Consider the following 21,326-nt stretch of genomic DNA (forward strand, 5'->3'; position numbering starts at 1 on the left):
CGGCGAACCGCGCTCACTTCGTTCGCACGGACAGAATGACCTCCCGCCACCGCACAGCACCGTAGAACCCCTCACTCGCTCACTGCGTTCGCTCGTTCGCCCTTCATCCACCAGAAACCGCACCGCCGACCGCTGGCCGCCTCGACAGCAGCCAATTCAGGGGAAGACGAGCACCGTCGCGCCATCGACGTCGAGCACCTCGACGGTCTCGCCGGCCGCACGCTGCTCGTGACGGATTTCGACCGCGTCACCGCCGAGCACGACGACCTCTCCGTTGGTGTCGAGTTCGATTTCACCCTGTCCGCGCTTCTGTGCGGCGATGTCGGCGGGGTCGGCGCTTTCGAGTGCGCCGACGACAGCACCGGCCTGCTCGCGGAACTCAGGCCCGATCGTGCTGTGGTCCGGGTCGACGTCCACCGGGACCATCTCGATGTCTGGCTCGCCCGCTTCGATCTCGATCGGGGCGTTGACCGTCGCGCGCAGGTCGCCGGTGTCGAACTCCTCAGTACCGTCGTCGGGATAGATCTCGACGCGATCGAGGTCGGCGTTGAGCGCCATCCCGGCCTCCGACTTCCACGCCCGGACCGCGCTCGCTACCGCCGCGATGCGCTCGCCACGAGCCTCCCGGCTCTCGTCCTCGGCATCGAGTTCGGGCCACCCGGCCGCGTGAACGCTTCCCGAGGTTCCGGGCAGGTGGCGATAGGTCTCCTCGGCGAGGAACGGCGAGAAGGGTGCGAGCATGCGGATCGACGCCGACAAAACTGTGGAGAGCGTTTGCCGGGCCGCGGCTTGCTCTTCGGGACTCCCCTCGTAGAGCCGCCCCTTGATCAGTTCGAGGTAGTCGTCGGCGAGATCGTGCCAGACGAACTCTCGAACCGTCCTGAGCGCTCGATCGAACCGATGCTCGTCCATGTCGGCGGCCACGTCGTCGGCGATGCGCGCACAGTTCGAGCGGATCCAGCGGTCGGTGTCGGTGTATGCGGGTTCCGTTCCGTCGGCATCGTCGAGGTGGTCGCTCGCGAAGCGCGTGATGTTCCAGAGCTTCGTGAGGAACCGCGAGGCGCTCGTCACCTCCTTGTGCTGGAACTGGATGTCCGAGCCGGGCTGGCCGCCGAGTGCGATCGCCTGCCGGAAGGCATCGGCTGACTGCTCCTCGACGACGTCGATCGGCGCGACCGAGTTGTCCTTCGACTTGCTCATCTTGTTGCCATCGGTCCCCAGGACCATCCCGTTGATCAGCGCCTCCTCCCACGGCTTCTCGTCTTCGAGCGCCGCCGTTCGGAGGATCGTGTAGAACGCCCACGTCCGGATGATGTCGTGGCCCTGCTCGCGGAGCTGGACCGGCTCGAAGGGTTCGTCGGGCCAGCCAGCCGCGTGGAGCGCCGAGATCGACGAGTCCATCCAGGTGTCCATCACGTCGGTCTCGCCGGTCCACTCGCTCGCGCCACACTCCGGACAGTCGATGGCGGGGTCGTCCTCGGTCGGCTCCACGGGTAGCTCGTCGGGGGTGGCGACGTGCCAGTGGCCGCAGTCGTCGCACGACCACGCCGGGATCGGGGTGGCGAACACGCGCTGGCGCGAGATCACCCAGTCCCAGTCCATCCCCTCGGTCCACTCCTCCAGCCGGCCGTACATGTGCTCGGGGATCCACTCGATCTCGCGGGCCTTCGAGAGGATCTCCTCCTGGTCGACGCGGACGAACCACTGCTCCTTCGAGAGGATCTCGATGGGTGTGTCACACCGCCAGCACGCCCCCACCGACTGCTCGATCGGCTCCTCACCCTCGAGATAACCCTCTTTCTGGAGTGCAGTGGTGATCTCCGCCTTCGCCTCGTCGAGGTCGAGTCCGCCGAACTCCGGGACGCTCTCGTCGAGGCGGCCGTCCTCGGTCACTACAGGTCGCAGATCGAGGTCGTACTCGGCCCACCAATCGACGTCCTGCTTGTCGCCGAAGGTGCAGATCATCACCGCCCCCGTTCCGAACTCGCCGTCGACGGCCTCGTCGGCGATCAGTTCGACCTCCTGCTCGAAGAGTGGCACCTCGAAACTGTCGCCGATGCGGTCGGCGTAGCGCTCGTCGTCGGGATCGACCGCCATGCCGACGCAGGCCGCGAGCAGTTCCGGTCGCGTGGTAGCGATTTCGATGTCGTCGTTTTCGATACCAGGAAATCGAACGGTCGCGAGCGTCCCCTGGCTATCGACGTTCTCGACTTCGGCGTCGGCGATGGCCGTCTCGCAGCGCGGACACCAGTTGACGGGGTGCTCGTCGCGGTGGACGTAGCCCTTGTCGGCCATCTCGACGAACGAACGCTGGGTCTTCGCCCAGTAGTCGGGGTCCATCGTCCGGAACTCCTGTTCCCAGTCCTGAGAGAAGCCCAGACGCTGCATCGTCTCCTTCATCGCGTCGATCTGGCCCTCGGTGTGCTCGATGCAGAGCTCCCGGAACTCCTCACGCGAGACGTCCGTCCGCCGGATGCCTTGGTTCTCCTCGACCTTCACCTCGGTGGGGAGCCCGTGGCAGTCCCAGCCCTGTGGGAAGGAGACGTTCTCGCCCCGCAGGCGGTGATACCGGGCGGCGAAGTCCATGTAACACCAGCCGAGCGCGTTCCCGATGTGGAAATCTCCCGTGGGATACGGCGGCGGCGTGTCGATGACGTACTGCGTGTCACTATCGCTGGTTTCGTCGTCATCGTAGCGGTACAGCTCGGAATCGGCCCACTCCTCGCGCCACTTGGCCTCGAGGGTGGTTGGGTCGTAGCTCTCGGATAGCTCTGTCATGGTGAGAATGCCTGCGGCCGGTCAAGTAACGGTGTCGAAACGACGAGTCGATCAGCGACGTACTACCGCTGCCATCGCGTCCATAACCCATGCACGCGAGTCGGTCGGATAAACGTTCGCGTTCCTTGGACCTCACCGAGGCCGCGACCATCTCGCCGGAACCGTCAACGACATGTTTGTCAAACGCTATCAATAGTTATGAATTTACTCTTTCGCGTGCTGGTCGGCGCGTTCGTCTGTGTCGCGCCGTCGCTGCTGTTCTTGGGGCTCTGGCACGGCCTTCAGCGCATGCAGGACGGCGAGTTCGTCGAACGGGTCGCGGGCCATCACGGAACGACCGTCGAGGACCTGTTGCCGACCACCCGGAGAAGCCACGAACTCGATTCCGCCGAACGGCGCAGGCTGCAGCGCATGGCCGTCGAGGGCGACGCTGCACTCGGATTCGACGACTCGTTCGCGCCGGACGACGAACCGCCCGGATAGCGGAACCACAACCCCTACCTGCGCGCCCGCGGAGGGAGGGGTATGCAACTGGGCGTCGTCGGACTCGGACGGATGGGGCGGATCGTCGCCGGGCGCGCACTCGATGCCGGTCACGAGGTGGTCGCCTTCGACACGGACGAGCAAGCGGTCGCGGCCGCCGCCGAGGTCGGTGCCGAACCGGCCGACTCCGTGCCGGAGCTCGCCGAAAAACTCGGCGAGCACAAGCGGATCTGGCTGATGGTGCCCGCCGGCGACGCCATCGATGCCGTGCTCGCCGATCTCGAACCCCACCTCGACGGCGACGATGTCGTGGTCGACGGCGGCAACTCTCACTTCGAGGCGTCTGTCCGTCGGGCCGAATCGACTCCGGCGGCGTATCTCGACTGCGGGACCTCGGGTGGACCGGCGGGCGCGGAGGTCGGTTTCTCGCTGATGATCGGCGGGCCCGAGTGGGCCTATGGGGAACTCTCGCCGGTGTTCGACGCCGTAGCGACTGGACCAGCAGGCCACGACAGGATGGGTCCCGCAGGGTCGGGCCACTACGTGAAGATGATCCACAACGGCGTCGAGTACGCGCTGATGGCGGCCTACGGTGAGGGGTTCGAACTACTTCACAATGGTCGATACGATCTCGACCTCGAATCGGTCGCGCGCACGTGGAACAACGGAGCGGTGATCCGCTCGTGGCTGCTCGAACTCTGCGAGGAGGCCTTCGCCGAGGAGGGCACCGACCTGGATACCGTCGCCGACCACGTCGCGGGCGGTTCGACGGGGACGTGGACCGTCCAGGAAGCGCTCTCCCAAGAGATTCCCGTCCCGCTCATCTACACCGCGCTCGCCGAACGGTTCGGATCCCGCTCGAACGGCCGCTTCGCCCGCCGGCTCGCCAACCGCCTGCGCTACGGCTTCGGTCGTCACGAGGTCGCCCGCGAGGAATAAACGCAACACAGCAGCACCGCCGAAGCCCTCAACCACTCACTGCGTTCGTGGTTTCGCCCTTCATCCTCCAGGAGAGCACGGCTCTCCTGAGCCTGCGGTCGCGAAGCGATCGCAGACGCCAGGAAACCGCGACCGCCACCGCAGCCGTCCGCTGCCGCAGCCGCCTTCAGTCACGCCGGCCGCCGTCACCGACGGCCGTGGCCGCTTGGCGCTGTTCGAGTTCGTCTTTTTCAGCGATGCGGTCGGCACAGGCGAAGCCGGCGCGGATCCCGCCGTTCAGGCTTCGTTCGGGGTACTGGGCGCGACTCGCCATTCCAGCGTAGTAGACCCCGTCGGCGACATCGTCAGCGAGATCGTAGGGGATCACCATGTCGAGATAGCCGCGCTCGTAGACCGGCGCAGTGCGGGGGTTTCTGGCCGTTTCGATCCAGTTGACGCTGCTGCGATCGAAGTCGGGAAAGAAACTCTCGATGCCCGCGAGCCAGGTCGCCTCGACGGCTTCGTCGCTCATCCGCCATACCTCTTCTTCGGGATCCTGAACGTAGCTCACCGCGTAGAGCAGGTGTTCGCCGCCGTAGCGCGTCGCGGGCACGAAGCTCGTGTGTTCGATGAGCGCGCCGAAAGGGGCCTCGTCGGCGATGTTGAGCCAGTAGGTGTCCATCAGCGACTCGGAGAGCGAGATCACCGAGCAGACCGTGCCCTGGAAGTCGATTTCACAGGAATAGCCCGTGAGGTCCTCCAGCACGTTGGGCATCGCCGCGACGACGACCTCGTCGACCGCGTGGGTTTCGGTTCCCGCGTCGGTCGTGACCGTGAGTGATTCGACCTCGCCACCAGTCGTATCGAGGTCCGTGACGCGCGCACCGGTTTGAATGTTCTCGCGGTCGACCGCGGCGACGAGCGCGTCGATGAGTCGATGAAAGCCGCCGTCGAAGTAGCCCAAAATCTCGCCCCGGAGGAGGTCGCGTTCGCCGCGGAACTTGATGCGTCCGAGCAGCCACGCCGCGCTCACGTCGTCTTTTCGCGAGCCGAACTTCGCTTCGAGCAGGGGTTCGAAGAACTTCTCGTAGACGCCGCGCGTGGTGTGGTCAAGGACGAACTGCTTGATCGGGACGTCTTCGAAATCTCGAAGGTCCTCGTAGCTGTCGAACTTCGGCACGCCGCCGCGCACATCGATGTCGAGGGTCAACATTCCGAGGCGGAACGTATCGTAGAGACTCAGATGCGGATAGGCGAGGATCTGCCACGGCGTGTCCATCGGATGAAGGGTGCCATCGACGTAGTAGCCATTTTTGCCGACGCGCCATTCGAGCGCGTCGCCGAGACCCAGCTCCTCGGCGAGTTCGACGATCGTCTCCTCTGATTTCGAGAGGTGGTGATAGAACTTCTCGATGCGATCGCCCGCTGTTTCGTAGGTCGCGGCGAGACCACCGATGTCCTCGCTGGCCTCGAAAATCCTGACTTCGTGGCCCTCCTGCTGAAGGCGATAGGCCGCGGCGAGTCCCGCGATGCCGCCGCCGACGATGCCGATCATGGCGCAAATTTCCGGCCGAGGCGAATGTAGCTTGTGTTCGTCGGCGGCCCACAGCGTTAGGTGGGTGGCTCCCCTCGATCCACCATGACCGTCGTTGCACTGCTCAGTGTTGCGCCCGTACGGGAAGGGAGCATGGCCGGCGAGGTCGCCAAAGCCGTCGGCGCGCTCGACGAGTTCGACGTGCGCTACGAGACGAACCCGATGGGCACGGTAATCGAGGCCGACGAACCGAGCGAACTCTTTGGCGCTGCACAGGCCGCCCACGAGGCCGTCGACGGCGACCGGGTGAGCACCGTTCTGAAAATCGACGACAAGCGCGCGAGCGACGATGCGGCGGACGAGAAAGTCACCGCCGTCGAGGACGAACTCGGCCGGGAAGCGAGCAGCAATCACGAGTGACGAACCGACGGACCGTTTACCGACCGCACGAATCACAGCCATGGACAGTCTCAATCGGATGGCGCTCGAACTGATCGAGGAGGCCATCGACTTCACCGACGAACTCGCGATCGACGTCCGGGAACTCGACAACGGAGCCACGGTGCTCGATTTCGGGCATCGCGTGCCGGGCGGCGTCGAGGCGGGCCTGCTGCTGGCCGAAATCCAGACCGCGGGGCTCGCGACCGTCCAGACGCGGATGGATACGGTCGCCGACGCCCCCATCCCCCAGGTGGAACTCACGACCGACCGCCCGGCGCTCGCGCTGCTCTGCTCGCAGACGGCCGACTGGGAGATTCAAAGGGAGGAGTTCGAGGGACTGGGCGGCGGCCCTGCGCGGGCGCTGGCCGCCGAGATGGAGATCTTCTCGCGGGTGGGCTACGCCGACGAGTTCGACTTCGGCGTGCTGGCCGTTGAGGCCGACGAGTCACCCACCGAAGCGGCCGCCGCCGAGATCGCCGACCGGGCCGGTATCGAGCCGAATTCACTATTCCTGCCGACGACACCGACCGCGAGCCTCGCGGGCAGCCTCACCGTCGCCGCGCGGGCGGGCGAACTCGCGGCCGTGCGACTGACCGATCTGGGCTACGACCCGCTCGACATCCGCTCTGTGAGCGCGAGCGCACCGCTCGCCCCGGTGGGCGAGAGCGAGGCGAGTGCGCTGGGCCGGACGAACGACGCGCTCGCCTACGGCGGACGGGTCCACATGACCGTCGCCGAGGAGTTCGATCGTTTCGACGAGCTACCGTCGACCGCGACCGACGAGTACGGCACGCCCTTCGAGCAGATCTTCGAAAGCGTCGGCTGGTCGCTCACGGACCTTCCCAGCGAACTCTTCGCGCCGGCCCAGCTCACCGTCGACGTCGTGGGCGGGTCGACGCACGTCCTCGGCGAGACGAACGAGGGACTGCTCGCCGACTCGTTCGACCTGTGAAGCTCAAAGCCGTTCCCGAACCCCGAGGGATAGAATTTCTCGACGAGGCCCAGCGCGCACTGCCGCTGGTTCCCGGGAGCGAAAACGACTGCTGTGCGCGCCTGCTCGACCGAACGGACCTCGCCGCGCGCGACGACGCCCGTGAGTGGATCACGTTCCTCCGGGCGCTCGGCCTCGCTGCGGAGACCGATTCGGGCTACCGGCGACTGCGGCGCGACCCCAATCGAGAGGAACTCGCGACGGCGTTTCGTGAGGGTGTCTTCGGGGCCGACACGCTGCTCGATGGTCTCCCGGATGACGAACCGCTTGACGAAACGGAAGCCTTCGAAGGATTTCGGAGCCACATACCGAACTGGGAGCGCCATCGGCGGCCAGACTGGGAGGATCACTGGCGCGAGCGCGTCCGGCGACTGCTCGGCTGGTTAGTGCTGTTCGATCTCGCCGAGCGGGTCGATGACGGATACCGTGTCGTCTGACTTTTGGTCCCGTAGCACCTTCATCGCTTAATGACAGATTCAGTCGAGACAGTGTTGTTCGACATCGACGACACGCTCTGTGAGTACCGCCGATCGGGCGACGAACTGCTCGCGCTCGCGTTCGAAGGGCACGGCGTGGAACCGTTTTTCACCATCGAGGACTACTACGCCCGCTACGCCGAGTTCGCCGAAACCACCGACTCCATCGACGACCTCCGCACGGAGTGTTTCGCCGCCATCGCCGACGGGCAGGGCCGCGACCCGAACCTCGGTCGCGCGCTCGCAAATGCCTACACCGCCGAGCGCGACCACCGGAACGTCCGCGCGCTGCCCGGTGCGCGTGAGGCGGTCGCGGCGCTCTCTGACGACCATCGGGTGGGCGTGGTGACGAACGGCCCACCGGAGATGCAATCGCAAAAGCTCGCCGCACTCGGTCTCGACGACGCTTTCGAGACCGTGATCCACGCGGGCTACGACGCCCCCGCAAAGCCCGACCCCGCACCGTTCTACCGGGCGCTGGACGTGCTCGGCGGGCGACCGGAATCAGCCGTCCACATCGGCAACTCGCTTTCCTCCGATGTCGCCGGCGCGCAGGCGGCCGGTCTCAAAAGTGTGTGGCTCGACGACGGCTCAACGCCGGACCCGGTACCCGACCATACTTTGAAAACGATGGAGGAGTTGGCGACACCGCCGTGGCGAAGCTGAGGGATCGGGAATAGCGTTCTAAGTTGTGTATCTCTCTTCCGGCGACCGTCAGAAGCACCTGACGAGAGACAGGGCGTATATCGGTCACCGACACCGGGTATAACTCGATGCATACATCGAATCTACCCATTCGAACCACTCCGCCACCGATGGTCCCAGCAACCATCCGACGACCGTATCAGGTCACGTGATTCTACAACGATCCCTGAGATTCACCTAATCCACCGCGGTACGGGTTCGTCGACTCCCCTTCCGAGACCTGTTCTTCGATGAAGCCAACGCGGACCACGACCCCTCGGCCCAACTGCCCAGTGAGGCGATCATCGAGTTGTTGTGCGAGGTTAGACGGTACTGTTCGGTCGCGTGGGGTTCCGACCAGAACGCTGACTTCCGGTTCGTTGCCGAGGAGTATGTCGACTGGTTCGTAATCGACGGTCGTTTTGACCAACTCGACGTCTTCGAAGTCCGCTTGGGTGAACTGTTGGTGGAGTTCCTCCTTCGTCTGCTGTTCGAACGATTGCGTCTGGAAGGTCGTCCAGGTGACGGCACCGAGGACGATAGAGAGGACCGCGATTCCGATGGCGATGACGACGATACGGGAGACCACGGATGCTTTGACGCCCTCGAACTTGCCGGCGTCGAGGGGCTTGAACCCGGACAGGTAAAACAGAATGAGCGCAGAGAGGTTGATGGCGAGCAGGTTCACGAGAACGAGCACGGCGGCGGCGATGGCGACGCCCGGAAGTCCGAAAGCGAGACCGAGACCCGACGTCGCTGCCGGCGGGATGAGTGCCACGGCGATAGCTACGCCCACGAGTGCCGACCCAGCCCCTCGCATGATGCTGATAGCCCCCGCGAGACCGGACCCGAGGGCGAGAAAGAGCGAGAGGAAGTTCGGACTCGTCCGTTCGGCGACCTGCGGAATCGTCCGGATGTCGAGATCGGGGGCGATGAGGATGGTCTGTTGCAGCAACCAGCCCATGACCGCGGCGGTAGCGATGGCAGCGAGCAGTCCGGTCACCTGAAGCGCAACACCGCGGGAAGTCATCCGTTGGTCGTCGAGAATCGTCCCGACACTCGCCGAGATGGCTGGTCCCATCAACGGTGCAACGACCATCGCGCCGATGATGGTGGCGGCCGAGTCGAGCAACAGTCCCGTGGTCGCGATGATCGTGCTCAAGAGGAGAAACGCGAAGAAGGTGGAGTTCGCTGGCGCGAGATCCTGCGCACGTGCGTACAGTTCCTCGCGCGAGATGCGGAGTCCGGGGAACCGCTCGACCAGTGCGGAGAGACGCTGTGAGACGACGGTTTCGGTCGGTAAGACGATGGTATACGAGTCGCCTTCTATTCCCGCATCCGTCAGTGTCTCGAGTATCGGTTCGACGCCGCTCGGCGGAACGGGGAACTGGACCATCGCCTCGAAGTCACCCCGCCCGATTTCGTCGAACACCGCGTAGTCGATTCCCTGTGTGTCCAACGTCGCAAGGACGCCTTCTTTCTGACCCTCCGGAATCAGTACCTGTACGAGACGCATATGTGGCTCAGGAGATATGACACGATAAACTAGATGGGTGAAATCGACGGACTCAGTGGCTCCTCGGGAGATATCGGACGCCGCAGGGAGTAAGCGACGAACAGCGCGACGATAGCGACGAGCGTTCTTGCTAATAGAACAGCTCTGCAACACGCCGGTTTCAGTGGTTTCGATGAGCAGGAAGCTCGTGACGTCGGCGCAACGACGATTTCACTGGTTTCGGTAGCTATCCCGTGGGTGTCACGCTCGTTACGGTGCCGACACCTTTGGACCGGCCCTCGCGGAAGACGAACCGCTGACCCTCCTCGACGAGATAGGGTCGGAACTTGAATCGGACTCTCGTCTTTCCGGTGTCGCCCGGCAGCAACTGGCCGCCCTCGGGGTGGAAGGCGGCAGCCTCGCTCACGGTTTCGAGGTGGACGACCGGTTCGTAGCCGTCGTCGATTCTGGTGGGATGATTGAGCACCATCACCTCGGCGTCGAACTCCCTGACTGGTGTGGGGTTGGCCTCCCGCGGCAGGAGCACCATCCCGCGCTCCAGATCGGCCTCCCGAACGCCTTTCAGCGCGATGCCCACGATGCGCCCGGCTTTCGCGCGGTCGACGCGGTGGTAGTGCATCTCGATCGATCGCGCTTCGACCTCGTGGAAGGTGCCATCGCGGAACGGGCCGAGGAGGAGTTCGTCGCCCGCTTCGACGGTTCCGGAGCGAATAGTACCGGAGGCGACCGCGCCGACGCCGGTGACCTTGTAGCTGCGGTCGACATACATCGAGAACTCGCCCTGCTCGGTGCTGGTCTTCGGCAGGCGCTCGAACAGTTCGTCGAGGGCGTCCAACCCACGCATCGTGACCGCGCTCGTGCGCAAAATCGGCACCACGGTGTCGCCGATCTCGTCGATGGCCGCCTCGACGCCGTGGCGGTCGATGCGAAGCGGCGTCTTGCCGACGTCCCGCAGGAGGCGCTCGACCTCGCTTTCGACCTCCGCGACGCGCTCGTCGTCGACCATGTCGGTCTTGGTGATGGCGACGACCGTCGGGAGGTCAGTGGCGAGCAGCACGCCGAGATGTTCGCGGGTGGTCTTGGTGGGACCGTCGTCGGCGGCCACAGTGAGGAGTCCGTAGTCGAGTTTCTGGCCGACCAGTCCGCGAATCGTGGTGCGCAGCCACGGCTCGTGGCCCACCGTATCGACGAACGAGACCAGCCTGTCGGCCTCCTCGACGACCTCCGCGCGGTCGGCCTTTCGATTGGGGTTGTGCGTGCGCACCGGTTCGCCGTCCCGAAAGCCATAGACGGCGTACGAAAGGTCAGCCGAGAGACCGCGCTCGATCTCGTGGGGCTGGACGTCCAGAAAGCTCCGCGTGCCGCCGTTGCCGTCGTCGGGCTGGCCGGTGACGAGCGACCCGACGAGCGTGCTCTTGCCGTGGTCGACGTGGCCGGCGGTGCCGACGACGATGTGGCCGTCGTCTTCCAACATCGCGCCCTCCCCGATGGTGGCGACGCCGACGAGGCCCTCCTCGATGCCCCACGTGTCGACCGCCTCGATGTGGGCGTCGGCCTCCTCGCACAGCAAGGAAAGGACGTCCATCGACTCGGAGAACTCGTCGGGAGAGATGCCCGCGAGCCCCCCATCATCGGTGACGCCGACGACGTAGGTGGCTTCGCCGTCGCCCGAGAGCACTCGGTGGCGGAGTTGGGCCGCGAGACTCTCTAATCTACCGTCGGCGAGATGGAGGTCTTCGGTGAGCCGTTCTTTGAACTCGACGCTGCCGCCCTCGCGCTCGCCCGCCGCGAGCGCCCGTTCGAGGACGGCCCGGTCAGCGACCATGCCGAGTGGTGGCGTGCCGTGCGCAAAAACTTTCTCTCCCCGGCATACCGCACGGTTTTCGAGTGTTCGTCGACTCCAACGATGCCGGATTTCGCCGACTCGACACTCACTCCGAGAGGCGCTCGTAGGCCTCGTTCACCCGCTTGAACCGCCGTTCGGAGCCGTCTTCGGTGTCGGGATGGACCTCCTTCACCTTCTCGCGGTAGGCCCGTCTGATGGCGGACTCGTCGGCGTCGGGGTCGAGACCGAGCGTTCGGTAGGCATCCCGTGCCGATGGGCCGGTCGTCCGTCGCGCACCGCGGCGCTGTCGTGTGTCCCGAAAACCGCCACCGCCCCGCGGGCCGGTCCAGTCCTCGCGCGGTCCCGCGCCGAACCCGCCGCGCTCGGTCGTGGTTCGCCGTCCGGCGCGGGCTTCTCGCCTGACGCGCTCGCGGAGCCGCCCGCTCGCGTGATACCAGAGCACGTAGGTCACGACACCGAAAGGAAGCGCGACGGCGAGCGCCACCGGACTGTGGACGAATCCGAGCACGGCGAGCACGACTGTCAGCCCGGCGAACACCGACGCGAGCGCGATGACGAGCTGCGACCGGGGCACGGTCGTCGTTACGAGTCGAGCAGCCTAAACCCCTCGCCACACCTTGAAGTCCCTGCACGGCGAACGGCCACCATGAGCGTCTCCGAACTGTGTCAGATCTGTGAGAGCCGTCCGGCCGACCGCACCTGCGAGCGTTGCGGCCGAACGGTCTGCTCGCAACACTACGACGACTCGTTCAGCCTCTGTCTGGACTGTTCGGACGGCTCCGGCTCCAGCCCCGACGAGCCGACGGATCCGGGCCGAGAGGACACGGGCGAGAACGTACGGTTTTAGCTCACCGATACTCGTTCAATCGCCGCTTGAGTCGCTTCGCCGCCTCGCCGGCCGCCCCGGCGAACGACTCGCCCTCACCGGCGAAGATGATTCCCCGCGAGGAGTTCACCAGCCCGACGCCACTCGCGAGTCCGTGCTCGATGGCCGCCTCGGCGTCGCCGCCCTGCGCGCCCACGCCGGGCACGAGAAACGGGAGATCGGGGGCGCGCTCGCGCACTTCCTCCAGTTCTTCGGGAGCCGTGGCCCCGACGACCAACCCGATATTTCCGTACTCGTTCCACTCGCGGGCGAGGTCGGCGACGCGCTCGTAGACCGTCTCTCCCGAGGCGAGCGCGGCGTTCTGAAGATCGACTCCTCCGGGGTTGGAGGTGCGACAGAGGACGAAAATCCCCTTCTCGTCCCGCGAGAGGAACGGTTCGAGCGCGTCGCGGCCGAGATAGGGGTTCACCGTGATGGCGTCCGCCGTGTCCAAGAGGGTCGCGTACTGGCGCGCGGTGTTGCCGATGTCGGCGCGTTTGGCGTCGAGCAGGACAGGTATGTTCTTGCCGTGGGCGTAGGCGATGGTCTCTTCGAGCGCGCGCCAGCCGTCCGCATCCTCGTAGAAGGCGGCGTTCGGCTTGTAGCAGGCGGCGTGCTCGTGGGTCGCGTCGATGATTCGGCGGTTGAACGCCCAGCGCGGCAGGTCGTGTTCGCGGAGGTGGTCGGGCAGTCGGTCGGGGTCGGGGTCGAGTCCCACCGAGAGCACGCTGTCGGCGGTGTCGATACGCTCGGCGAGGCGCTCGAAGAACATGCCTCACTCTGTCGACGGTCGCCAAAGGGCGTTCGGGTTCGTCTCGCCACACTCATACCGGCGGAGTGCTTATCGATACCATGCCCGTCTCGGCGGTCGCGTTCGACCTCGATTACACGCTCTGCGTTCCCGAGCGCGATCGCCAGACGCTGCTCGACGAGGCGACGGCGGCGGTCGGTGCGCCCCGGCTCTCGCGCGAGACGTATCTCGACGCCCATCGACGAAACCTCACGAACGAGACGCGCGAAGCCATCTTCACGGACCTGCTCGACGACGAGGGCGTCTCGCCCGCGGCGCTCGCCGACGCCTACCGCGATACTATCAGCGACGCACTCGTGCCGGTCGAGGGGGTCGAGGCGCTCGTCACGGACCTCCGCGAATCCTATCGGATAGGACTGCTCACCGACGGCCCGGTGCGCGCCCAGCGGGCGAAACTCGACGCGCTCGGGTGGACGGAGCTGTTCGACGCGGTCGTGGTCACCGGTACGCTCGACGCCGGCAAGCCCGACGAGCGCGCGTTTCGCGCGGTCATCGAGGAACTCTCGACGGCGGCCGAGGAGACCGTCTACGTCGGCGACCATCCGGACATCGACATCGCGGGCGCACACGCCGCCGGTCTGCGGACGATTCAGGTCACCGACGACGAGCCGATCGCCGAAGCCGACGGGGCGGTCGAACGGAACGCGCTCACGGCGCACCTCCCGAACCTCATCGAGTCCCTCTAGTCCCTTTAGTCGCCGAGTTCGGCGAGCGCGCGCTCTGCGGCCTCGCTCACGTCGACGTCCCGCCGGCGGGCGTAGAGGACTGCGGCGGCCTCGATGGTAACGGCAAGAGACTGCTGGAGTTCGTTGATGTCGGCGACTGCCTCGCGCTTGTCGACGCCGTCGGCGACGAGCGCGTCGAGGACCTGTTCGAACGCCGAGCGCCGGCGCAGGAGTTCCTCGTCGGGGACGAACCCCTCGGGAATCGTCACGTCCGCAGGGTCGAACGTGGGGGTGAGTGTGTTCTCGGTGCGTTCGAGGAACCCCTCGCCGACGGCGACGTCGGCCAGCCGGGTCGCCTGCTCGGGCGAGAACCAATCCCTATCGAGCGAGAGCGCGACGACGAACTCGCTTTCGGCCAGTTCACCCTCGCCACGACCCTGAAAGGGGGCGGCGACGGCGCTGCGAAGGCTCACGACGGAGGAGCGGGCGGCGGCGTGCTAAATCCGTCGATGGGCTATCGAGCGATTCAAGTAGCGCGCTCGCCCGCGTTTGGATATGAAAGACCAGGGACGCGCGCTCAAAAAGCGGACCGGCGGGCGACGCCGACGAACGACCAAGAAACGCAAACACCAGCTCGGCCGCGAACCGACCGAGACCCGCGTCGGCGACACGGTGTTGAAGACCGTCGACACGCGCGGCAACACGCGGACGGTCCGTGCGATCTCGATCGACCACGCGAGCGTCGCCGTCGACGGCGAGACACGGAGTGCGGAGATCGAGGGCGTCGCCGAGAACCCCGCGAACCCGAACTACGTCCGCCGGAACATCATCACCAAGGGCGCACTCATCGAGACCAGCGAGGGCACGGCCAGAGTGACCTCCCGACCCGGACAGGACGGACAGGTCAACGCCGTTCTCGAAGAGTAGCGAACTGAACACGCGGATAAAACGGTTCTGCAGTCGGTTCAGAAGCTATCGATGACCGGGATCCCCATCGTCTCGAAGTCGTTCATCGCCGCCAGTTTCTCCGAGACGTCGTCGAGCGGGACGGTCTCGGAGACCACCGCGCTCGGGTCGAGTGTGCCGTCGGCGACCATCCGGAAGATCTCGTCGTAGTTGGTGGGGGCCATCCCGAGCGAGCCGATGAACTCGATCTCGCCCATCACCATCGCGTCCGTCGGTAGCGAGACCATCCCCTGTTCGTCCTGCGTCGAGAGACCGACCTGGATGTGCTGGCCGCGAGTCCCGAGGCTCAGCACCGAGTTTCGGCAGGTGGTCTCGATGCCGAGTGCGTCCATCGAGACCGCCGCGCCGCCGTCCGCGATGGCTTTCACTTCGCCGGGCGTGTCCTCGACGTCGCTCGCGTTGACCGTCGCGCTCGCGCCGAGTTCTTTCGCTTTCTCCAACTTTTCGTCCTGCAAGTCGACGGCGATGACGTTGCCGCCGAGCGCGCTGGCGATGTGCACAGCGGAAAGTCCGACGCCGCCACAGCCGTGGATCGCCACCCAGTCGCCACCGCTGACGTCGGCGCGGTGGGCGAGCGCGTGAAACGAGGTCATGAACCGACATCCCAAGCCGGCCATGTCGACCGACGAGACGCCGTCCGGTAGCGGAACGGTGTTGTGGTCGGCGGCCGGGACGTGGAGCTGTTCGGCGAACGCGCCGGGCACGGATTCGACGAAGCCGAGCGGCCGGATGTTCTCACAGGTGTTGCCGTGGCCGGTGCGACACTGCTTGCAGGTCCCGTCGCCGAGGTTGAACGGGACCGTGACCTGCTGGCCCTCGCTCAGATGTTCGACCTCGTCGCCGACCGCTACAACTGTGCCCGCCGGCTCGTGACCGAGGATCTGGCCCTGCTGGGGCTGGATGCCGAGCCAGTCCCAGTCGCCCTGCCAGCCGTGCCAGTCGCTCCGACAGATGCCACAGGCTTCCATTTCGACCACCGCACCCGTCGGATCGGGATCGGGTGCGTCCACGTCCTGGATGTCGAGCGGTTCGCCGTGTTCTTCGAGGACTGCTGCTCGCATAGCCCATGTCCCGTCACGCGCCACCGTGATAGTTGTTCCGTGTGAACATGTCACGTATCTCGAAGTCGCCCGTGGGCCGACTTCACTTTCCGTCGTTCACCATCGGCAGGAAGATACTTTTCGCTGGAAACCGATGGCCACCTATGGCGTTCCAGCTATCGGGAGAACACGAGGCCATCCGCAAGGCCGTCCGCGAGTTCGCCGAGGACGAAATCAAACCCGTCGCGCGCGAGCACGACGAGTCGGGCGAGTACCCCGAAACACTCAGGCGCGAGGCCGCCGAGTACGACTTCGTCGCGCCGAACATCCCTGAGGCCTATGGAGGGGCGGGCATGGACGCGCTCGCGTCGTCGCTCGTGACCGAGGAACTCTGGCGTGCCGACCCCGGCATCGGCAGCGCGGTCGGCTCGGCGGGCTTCGGCAGCAACATGCTCATCGCCTACGGCGACGAGTGGATGAAAGAGGAGTGGCTGCCGGAAATCGCCGCGGGCGAGGCGGTCTCGGCGAGCGCCATCTCCGAACCCGCCCACGGCTCGAACGTGGCGGGTATCGAGACCCGCGCGGAGCGGGACGGTGACGAGTACGTCCTCGATGGCAACAAGATGTGGATCACCAATGGAACCGTGGCCGACATCGCCATCGTGATGGCCAAGACCGACCCCGGCGCTGGCCATCGGGGCATCACGGCGTTTCTCGTGCCGACCGACACGGATGGATTCACGGCCGAGAAAATCGACAACAAGCTCGGGATTCGTGCCTCCGATCTCGCGGAATTACGCATCGACGACGTCAGAGTACCCGAGGAAAACGTCGTCGGCGAGGTCGACGAAGGGTTCTACCAGTTGATGAACTTCTTCGCCGCCGGGCGAGCGAGCGTCGCCGCCCAAGCGGTGGGGGCCGCACAGGGTGCGCTCGACGCCGCCCGCGAGTACGCCGGCGAGCGCGAGCAGTTCGACCAGCCCATCAGCGAGTTCCAGGCTATCCGGCACAAACTCGCCGAGATGGCGACCAATACCGACGCCGCCCGCTCGCTGGCCTATCGAGCGGCGAGCGCGGTCGAAGACGATGCGGACGACGCGGTGCGGCTGGCGAGCATGGCGAAACTCTTTGCGAGCGAGCACGCCGTCGACGTCGCCGACGAAGCCATCCAGGTCTTCGGGGGTGCGGGCTACGTCACCGACCATCCCGCAGAACGGTACTACCGCGACGCGCGCATCACGAAGATCTACGAGGGCACGAGCGAGATCCAGAAGAACATCATCGCCGACCGGTTGCTATGAACCACGAGGAATGGGCCGCCGAACAGGAGGAAACGACCGTCACCGTCGACGGCCACGAGCTATCGGTGGCCTACCGCGACGACGGCGAGGCCGAGGACGAACCCCCGGTCGTCTTCCTGCACGGGATTCCAACGTGGTCGTTCCTCTGGCGCGACGTCGTCCCGCCGATCGCCGAGGACCGTCGAATCATCGCGCCCGACCTCGTGGGCTTTGGCAACTCCACCATGCACGACGGGTTCGATAGGTCCATTCGGGCACAGGAGGCGATGCTCGACGACCTCCTCTCGCAGTTGGGCATCGAGCGCGTCTCGCTCGTGAGCCACGACATCGGCGGTGGAGTGGCACTTCGCTACGCTGCCCACAACCCCGATAGGGTCGAAAAGCTCGTCTGCTCGAACGCGGTCTGTTACGATTCGTGGCCCGTCGATTTCATCATGGATTTCGCGCTGCCCGAAATCACGGAGACGCCTATCGACGACCTCGAAGAGCAGGTGAGCTCGGCGTTCAGACTCGGGGCTTACGGTGACCCCGACGAGGAGTTCGTCGAGGGGCTGACCGCGCCGTGGCTCACCGAAGAGGGGCGAACATCGCTCTCTCGGTGTGCAGTGGCGACCAACACGAATCACACGACCGAACTCGATTACGGGGCGATTGCGGCCGACGTATGCTGTCTGTGGGGTGCCGAGGATGCGTTCCAGCCAATCGAGTACGCCGAGCGCCTCGCCGAGGAGACCGGTGGCGAGGTGGTCGCGCTCGACGAGGCCTACCACTGGGTGATGGCCGACCGCACCGAGCGGTACATCGAGGAGCTTAGGAACTTCCTCGCAGAGGAGTGAGCCATGAGCGACGCACCCGAATGGGAGTTCACCGAGCGTGACGTGGTGATCTTGCGCGAACTCGCTGGCGATCCGCAGGTCTCCTCGCGCCAGCTCACCGACATCCTCGCCGAGAAGTACGACATCGACGTCTCGCACGTCACCGTGAGCGAGTCGATTCGACGGATGCGCGAGGAGGGTGTCTTCCGCGAAGCGGTCATCCCCAACGAGGACTTCTTCATCTTCGGACTGTTCGAGTTCAAGTTCAACGCCGAACACTTCGCCGCGGAGTGGCGCGCGGCGATGGAGTACATCCGCGACTCGCCAAACACCCTGTTCTATTTCCTCTCCGATGGGGAGTACCAGTGGAAGACGGTGATGATGTTTCCCACGCGCGAGGCCGAATCGCGCTGGATCCACGAGTTCTACAAGGAACACGGCAGCGTGGTCTCGAACATCCGCAACTCCGTCGTGACGAACGTCCTCAAATTTGGTACTGACCCCGAACTGCTCGAAAGCCTGAACGAGGGGCCACGAACTAGGGAGTGACTACCCGATAATCGTCACCGGGATCGAGACTTTGCGCGCGACCTCCTCGGCGACGCTGCCGAGCAGGAGGCGTCTGGTGCCCGAGCGGCCGTGGCTGCCGATGACGATGTGGTCGATATCGTTGTCGTCGGCGTACTGGGTGACGACGTCGCTCGGCACACCGCTCTCGGCCGCGGTCGTTATCTCGACGCCGGACTCCTCGGCCATCGCCCGTGCGCTCGACTGGACCTCCTCGCTCTTCTCGCGCGCTTCCTGCTGCCAGCGCTCGCCGAGGGTGTTGCCGGGCGCGCCGTAGCCCCAGTCGGCGGGGTCGATGGCGTGGATGACCGTGAGGTCGTCCTCCGAATGTTCGACGAGTGCGTATTCGAGCGCTTCGCGTGCCTGCTCGGAGTCGTCGAACGGCACCAGAACCCGTTTGCTCATGGTCGCTCTTTCGCGGGGTCGCCAAAGAATCTACTGCCGGCTACACTGTCGGATGGAACTGTTTCAGCAGCCATCGTCACAAAAATAGACCGAGAATCGGACCAACCGCGGCAATGACGCATGGAGTTCCGTCCGACAGTATCAGCGCACCAGCGAGAGCAGCTCACAGGAGAGAACCGTCTCGCCGTCCTGATTCACCACTTCCGCACCGTATCTGACCGTTCCGTTCGCCCGCGGGTGGTCGCGTTCGACCGTTTCGAGCACCTCGGTTTCGACGTGGATGGTGTCGCCAATGAAGGTCGGCGCGGTGAACCTGAGTTCGTCCACGCCGTAGAACGCGATGACGGCGTCGCGCTCGTCCGGGGTTCGAGATTGCCAGAGCAGTCCCGTCATCGCCGAGAACACGAACGCACCGTGAACGATGCGCTCGCCATATTCGGTACCTTCCATCCGCACCTCGTCGGTATGGTGATGGTTGAAATCGCCGCTCACGCCGGCGAAGTTCGTCACGTCGGCTTCGGTTACCGTCCGTCGTGCCGTGGTCGAGGTCTCGCCCGCCTCGACCGATTCGAAGGTGCTCATTGTCCCTCCCGGAAGAGCCGATAGCTGGTGCGGCCGACCGCCACAGGTTTTTCCTCGCCGTCCGGCGCGACGCTCGATACGGTCGCGTCGGTGACACCCATCGACTCGCCCGCGCGGACGACTTCTGCTTCGACAGTCAGATCGTCGGTCGCGGGACGGAGATAGGAGACGTTCAGGTCGGTGGTCGTGAGCGCCGCACCCTTGGGGTCCTCGAACGTCGACCGGAGCGCGAAGCCGCTCGCCGAGTCGACGAGCGTGGCCGCGACACCCCCATGCACGTTCGCCTCGCCGCCCGGCACGAGGTTGGTGAACTTCTCGTCGTAGGGTACGCGGAGCACGACCCGCCCGTGCTCGATGGCTTCGATTTCGAGACCGAGCCACGCGAACAGTCCGTGTTCGTCGACGATCGCTTCGAGTCGGCTCCGCTCGGCGGTCGAAAGCTCCGTCATCGGCTCTCGACCGGTTCGCCGTCCCCGTACTCGTGGAAGCCGGCCCCGCTCTCGACACCGGTGTGGCCCGCCTCGACCAGTTCGACGAGGTAGTCGGCGGGTTCGAACCGCTCCTCGCCGGTTTCCTCCCGAAGGGATTCGAGCTTTTCGAGTACGGTATCGAGACCGATCTCGTCCCCTCGCCGGCAGGTTCCTTCGGGAAAACCGGTGCCGAGGCGCATGCCGGTGTCGATGGCTTCGGCGGTCGCCACGTCCTCGCCGACGAGTTTCGCGGCCTCGTTGACCATACACGCCTCCACGCGGAGGGTGTCGAACTCCTCGCCGTCGCCCTCCTCGTAGTCCGCACCGTCGCCCTCCTCGTAGTCGTAGTAGCCTTTCCCCGTTTTTCGGCCCAGTTCGCCGGCCTCGACCTTCTCCTCGATGAGCGGCGGGTTCTCGATACCGGCCTCCTCGCGCACCGAGTGGCCGATGTCGATACCCGTCAGATCGCCGAGTTCGAACGGTCCCATCGGGTAGCCCCGCCGGTGGACCATCGCGGCGTCGACCTCCCGAACCGTGGCCTCGCCCGCTGAAACCATCCACGCGGGTTCGACCATGAACGGCCAGAGGACGCTGTTGACGACGAACCCGTTGACGTCCTTCCTGACGTAGATGGGCGTCTTGCCGACGGACTCGACGAACCCGTAGGCCGCTTCGGCGGTGTCGTCCGCGGTTCGTTCGCCGTAGATAACCTCCACGAGGTCCATCTTGACCGGTGGATTGAAGTAGTGCGTCCCGACCACCTGTTCTTCCCTGTCGGTAGCGCTCGCGATCTCGGTGATCGACAGCGAGGAGGTGTTCGAGGCGAGGATGGCGTCGTCGGGCGCGAGGTCGTCGAGGTCCGAATAGATCTCCTTCTTGAGGTCCATCCGCTCGGGCGCGGCCTCGATGACAAGGTCGACATCGCCGACCGCTTCGTCGAGGTCGGTCGTGATGTCGATGTGCGCGAGCACGTCGTCGGCATCGTCGACGTGCCCGCCCTCGGCGAGTTTATCGAGGCTCCACTCGATGTTCTCGTAGCCCGACTCGACGAACTCGTCTTTGACGTCGCGCATCGTCACGTCGTAGCCCGCGAGCGCGACGACTTCGGTGATGCCGTGGCCCATGTTGCCCGCGCCGAGCACCGCCACTCGTTCGATGTCGTCTGCCTCCAT

At 65.4% G+C, this 21,326-nt stretch carries 23 protein-coding genes and 1 pseudogene; 12 read left to right on the forward strand and 12 right to left on the reverse strand.

Going from position 1 to position 21,326, the window contains the following annotated elements:
* Positions 1-156 precede the first annotated feature (156 nt).
* Positions 157-2,778, reverse strand: a complete 2,622-nt coding sequence (locus tag ACP97_RS04875) for a valine--tRNA ligase (RefSeq protein WP_049996712.1) — start codon at positions 2,776-2,778, stop codon at positions 157-159.
* Positions 2,779-2,976: 198 nt separating this feature from the next.
* Here ACP97_RS04875 and ACP97_RS04880 point away from each other — a divergent pair, with 198 nt between their 5' ends.
* Both ACP97_RS04880 and gnd read left to right on the forward strand, forming a co-directional pair.
* Positions 2,977-3,261 (forward strand): hypothetical protein, encoded by a 285-nt coding sequence (locus ACP97_RS04880; RefSeq protein ID WP_049996713.1) that lies wholly within the window; start codon positions 2,977-2,979, stop codon positions 3,259-3,261.
* Between the two features lie 42 nt (positions 3,262-3,303).
* A complete protein-coding gene (gene gnd, locus ACP97_RS04885) occupies positions 3,304-4,200 on the forward strand; it encodes a phosphogluconate dehydrogenase (NAD(+)-dependent, decarboxylating) (protein ID WP_049996714.1) in 897 nt (298 codons plus the stop codon).
* A 166-nt stretch (positions 4,201-4,366) separates the two neighbouring features.
* Here gnd and ACP97_RS04890 read toward each other — a convergent pair whose 3' ends face one another.
* A complete protein-coding gene (locus ACP97_RS04890) occupies positions 4,367-5,734 on the reverse strand; it encodes an NAD(P)/FAD-dependent oxidoreductase (RefSeq protein ID WP_049996715.1) in 1,368 nt (455 codons plus the stop codon).
* Between the two features lie 84 nt (positions 5,735-5,818).
* On the opposite strand from ACP97_RS04890, the gene ACP97_RS04895 reads away from it, so the two are divergent.
* From ACP97_RS04895 to ACP97_RS04910, 4 genes are read left to right on the forward strand one after another with little or no spacing between them, the layout of a single operon-like run.
* Positions 5,819-6,133: an MTH1187 family thiamine-binding protein gene (locus ACP97_RS04895; protein WP_049996716.1), complete on the forward strand. Its 315-nt coding sequence runs from the start codon at positions 5,819-5,821 to the stop codon at positions 6,131-6,133.
* Positions 6,134-6,173: 40 nt separating this feature from the next.
* Complete coding sequence (mch, locus tag ACP97_RS04900) at positions 6,174-7,106, forward strand: methenyltetrahydromethanopterin cyclohydrolase (protein WP_049996717.1); 933 nt, start codon at positions 6,174-6,176, stop codon at positions 7,104-7,106.
* Entirely contained in the window at positions 7,103-7,582 is a 480-nt protein-coding gene (locus ACP97_RS04905) for a hypothetical protein (RefSeq protein WP_049996718.1), read from the forward strand. The genes mch and ACP97_RS04905 overlap by 4 nt, the downstream gene beginning before the upstream one ends.
* A gap of 30 nt (positions 7,583-7,612) precedes the next feature.
* Positions 7,613-8,287, forward strand: coding sequence for an HAD family hydrolase (locus tag ACP97_RS04910; protein ID WP_049996719.1), 675 nt, complete (start codon positions 7,613-7,615; stop codon positions 8,285-8,287).
* 193 nt (positions 8,288-8,480) lie between these two features.
* Here ACP97_RS04910 and ACP97_RS04915 read toward each other — a convergent pair whose 3' ends face one another.
* From ACP97_RS04915 to ACP97_RS04925, 3 genes are all read right to left on the reverse strand, one after another.
* The gene (locus ACP97_RS04915) at positions 8,481-9,821 is read right to left on the reverse strand and encodes a TIGR00341 family protein (RefSeq protein WP_049996720.1); all 1,341 of its coding nucleotides are present in this window, start codon (positions 9,819-9,821) and stop codon (positions 8,481-8,483) included.
* Between the two features lie 226 nt (positions 9,822-10,047).
* Complete coding sequence (locus ACP97_RS04920) at positions 10,048-11,646, reverse strand: GTPBP1 family GTP-binding protein (protein WP_049996721.1); 1,599 nt, start codon at positions 11,644-11,646, stop codon at positions 10,048-10,050.
* Between the two features lie 106 nt (positions 11,647-11,752).
* A complete protein-coding gene (locus ACP97_RS04925; protein ID WP_049996722.1) occupies positions 11,753-12,241 on the reverse strand; it encodes a J domain-containing protein in 489 nt (162 codons plus the stop codon).
* Between the two features lie 72 nt (positions 12,242-12,313).
* Between ACP97_RS04925 and ACP97_RS04930 the strand changes: the two genes are divergently transcribed.
* The gene (locus tag ACP97_RS04930) at positions 12,314-12,514 is read left to right on the forward strand and encodes a hypothetical protein (protein ID WP_049996723.1); all 201 of its coding nucleotides are present in this window, start codon (positions 12,314-12,316) and stop codon (positions 12,512-12,514) included.
* 1 nt (position 12,515) lies between these two features.
* Here ACP97_RS04930 and pyrF read toward each other — a convergent pair whose 3' ends face one another.
* Entirely contained in the window at positions 12,516-13,304 is a 789-nt protein-coding gene (gene pyrF / locus ACP97_RS04935; RefSeq protein WP_049996724.1) for an orotidine-5'-phosphate decarboxylase, read from the reverse strand.
* An 80-nt stretch (positions 13,305-13,384) separates the two neighbouring features.
* On the opposite strand from pyrF, the gene ACP97_RS04940 reads away from it, so the two are divergent.
* The gene (locus ACP97_RS04940) at positions 13,385-14,029 is read left to right on the forward strand and encodes an HAD family hydrolase (RefSeq protein WP_049996974.1); all 645 of its coding nucleotides are present in this window, start codon (positions 13,385-13,387) and stop codon (positions 14,027-14,029) included.
* Positions 14,030-14,034: 5 nt separating this feature from the next.
* On the opposite strand, the gene ACP97_RS04945 is transcribed toward ACP97_RS04940, so the two are convergent.
* Positions 14,035-14,481, reverse strand: a complete 447-nt coding sequence (locus tag ACP97_RS04945) for a DUF2240 family protein (RefSeq protein WP_049996725.1) — start codon at positions 14,479-14,481, stop codon at positions 14,035-14,037.
* A gap of 82 nt (positions 14,482-14,563) precedes the next feature.
* On the opposite strand from ACP97_RS04945, the gene ACP97_RS04950 reads away from it, so the two are divergent.
* On the forward strand, positions 14,564-14,935 hold the full coding sequence (locus ACP97_RS04950; RefSeq protein WP_049996726.1) for a 30S ribosomal protein S8e: 372 nt from the start codon (positions 14,564-14,566) through the stop codon (positions 14,933-14,935).
* A gap of 38 nt (positions 14,936-14,973) precedes the next feature.
* Here the strand turns inward: ACP97_RS04950 and ACP97_RS04955 are convergent, their stop codons facing one another.
* Positions 14,974-16,035 (reverse strand): zinc-dependent alcohol dehydrogenase family protein, encoded by a 1,062-nt coding sequence (locus ACP97_RS04955; protein ID WP_049996727.1) that lies wholly within the window; start codon positions 16,033-16,035, stop codon positions 14,974-14,976.
* Positions 16,036-16,178: 143 nt separating this feature from the next.
* Here ACP97_RS04955 and ACP97_RS04960 point away from each other — a divergent pair, with 143 nt between their 5' ends.
* From ACP97_RS04960 to ACP97_RS04970, 3 genes are read left to right on the forward strand one after another with little or no spacing between them, the layout of a single operon-like run.
* Positions 16,179-17,315 carry an acyl-CoA dehydrogenase family protein gene (locus tag ACP97_RS04960; protein WP_049996728.1) on the forward strand — a complete coding sequence of 379 codons (1,137 nt, stop codon included), beginning with the start codon at positions 16,179-16,181 and terminating at the stop codon, positions 17,313-17,315.
* Positions 17,312-18,151: an alpha/beta fold hydrolase gene (locus ACP97_RS04965; RefSeq protein WP_049996729.1), complete on the forward strand. Its 840-nt coding sequence runs from the start codon at positions 17,312-17,314 to the stop codon at positions 18,149-18,151. Before ACP97_RS04960 ends, ACP97_RS04965 begins: the two co-directional genes overlap by 4 nt.
* A 3-nt stretch (positions 18,152-18,154) precedes the next feature.
* Positions 18,155-18,679, forward strand: a complete 525-nt coding sequence (locus ACP97_RS04970) for an AsnC family transcriptional regulator (RefSeq protein WP_049996730.1) — start codon at positions 18,155-18,157, stop codon at positions 18,677-18,679.
* Here the strand turns inward: ACP97_RS04970 and ACP97_RS04975 are convergent, their stop codons facing one another.
* From ACP97_RS04975 to ACP97_RS04990, 4 genes and pseudogenes are all read right to left on the reverse strand, one after another.
* The gene (locus ACP97_RS04975) at positions 18,680-19,102 is read right to left on the reverse strand and encodes a universal stress protein (protein ID WP_049996731.1); all 423 of its coding nucleotides are present in this window, start codon (positions 19,100-19,102) and stop codon (positions 18,680-18,682) included.
* Positions 19,103-19,243: 141 nt separating this feature from the next.
* Positions 19,244-19,684 (reverse strand): MaoC/PaaZ C-terminal domain-containing protein, encoded by a 441-nt coding sequence (locus ACP97_RS04980; protein ID WP_049996732.1) that lies wholly within the window; start codon positions 19,682-19,684, stop codon positions 19,244-19,246.
* Complete coding sequence (locus ACP97_RS04985) at positions 19,681-20,133, reverse strand: PaaI family thioesterase (RefSeq protein WP_049996733.1); 453 nt, start codon at positions 20,131-20,133, stop codon at positions 19,681-19,683. The genes ACP97_RS04980 and ACP97_RS04985 overlap by 4 nt, the downstream gene beginning before the upstream one ends.
* A 14-nt stretch (positions 20,134-20,147) precedes the next feature.
* A pseudogene (locus ACP97_RS04990) lies at positions 20,148-21,326 on the reverse strand (3-hydroxyacyl-CoA dehydrogenase); the annotation flags it as partial.

It is taken from the genome of Halococcus sediminicola (genome assembly GCF_000755245.1).
Lineage (GTDB): Archaea > Halobacteriota > Halobacteria > Halobacteriales > Halococcaceae > Halococcus > Halococcus sediminicola.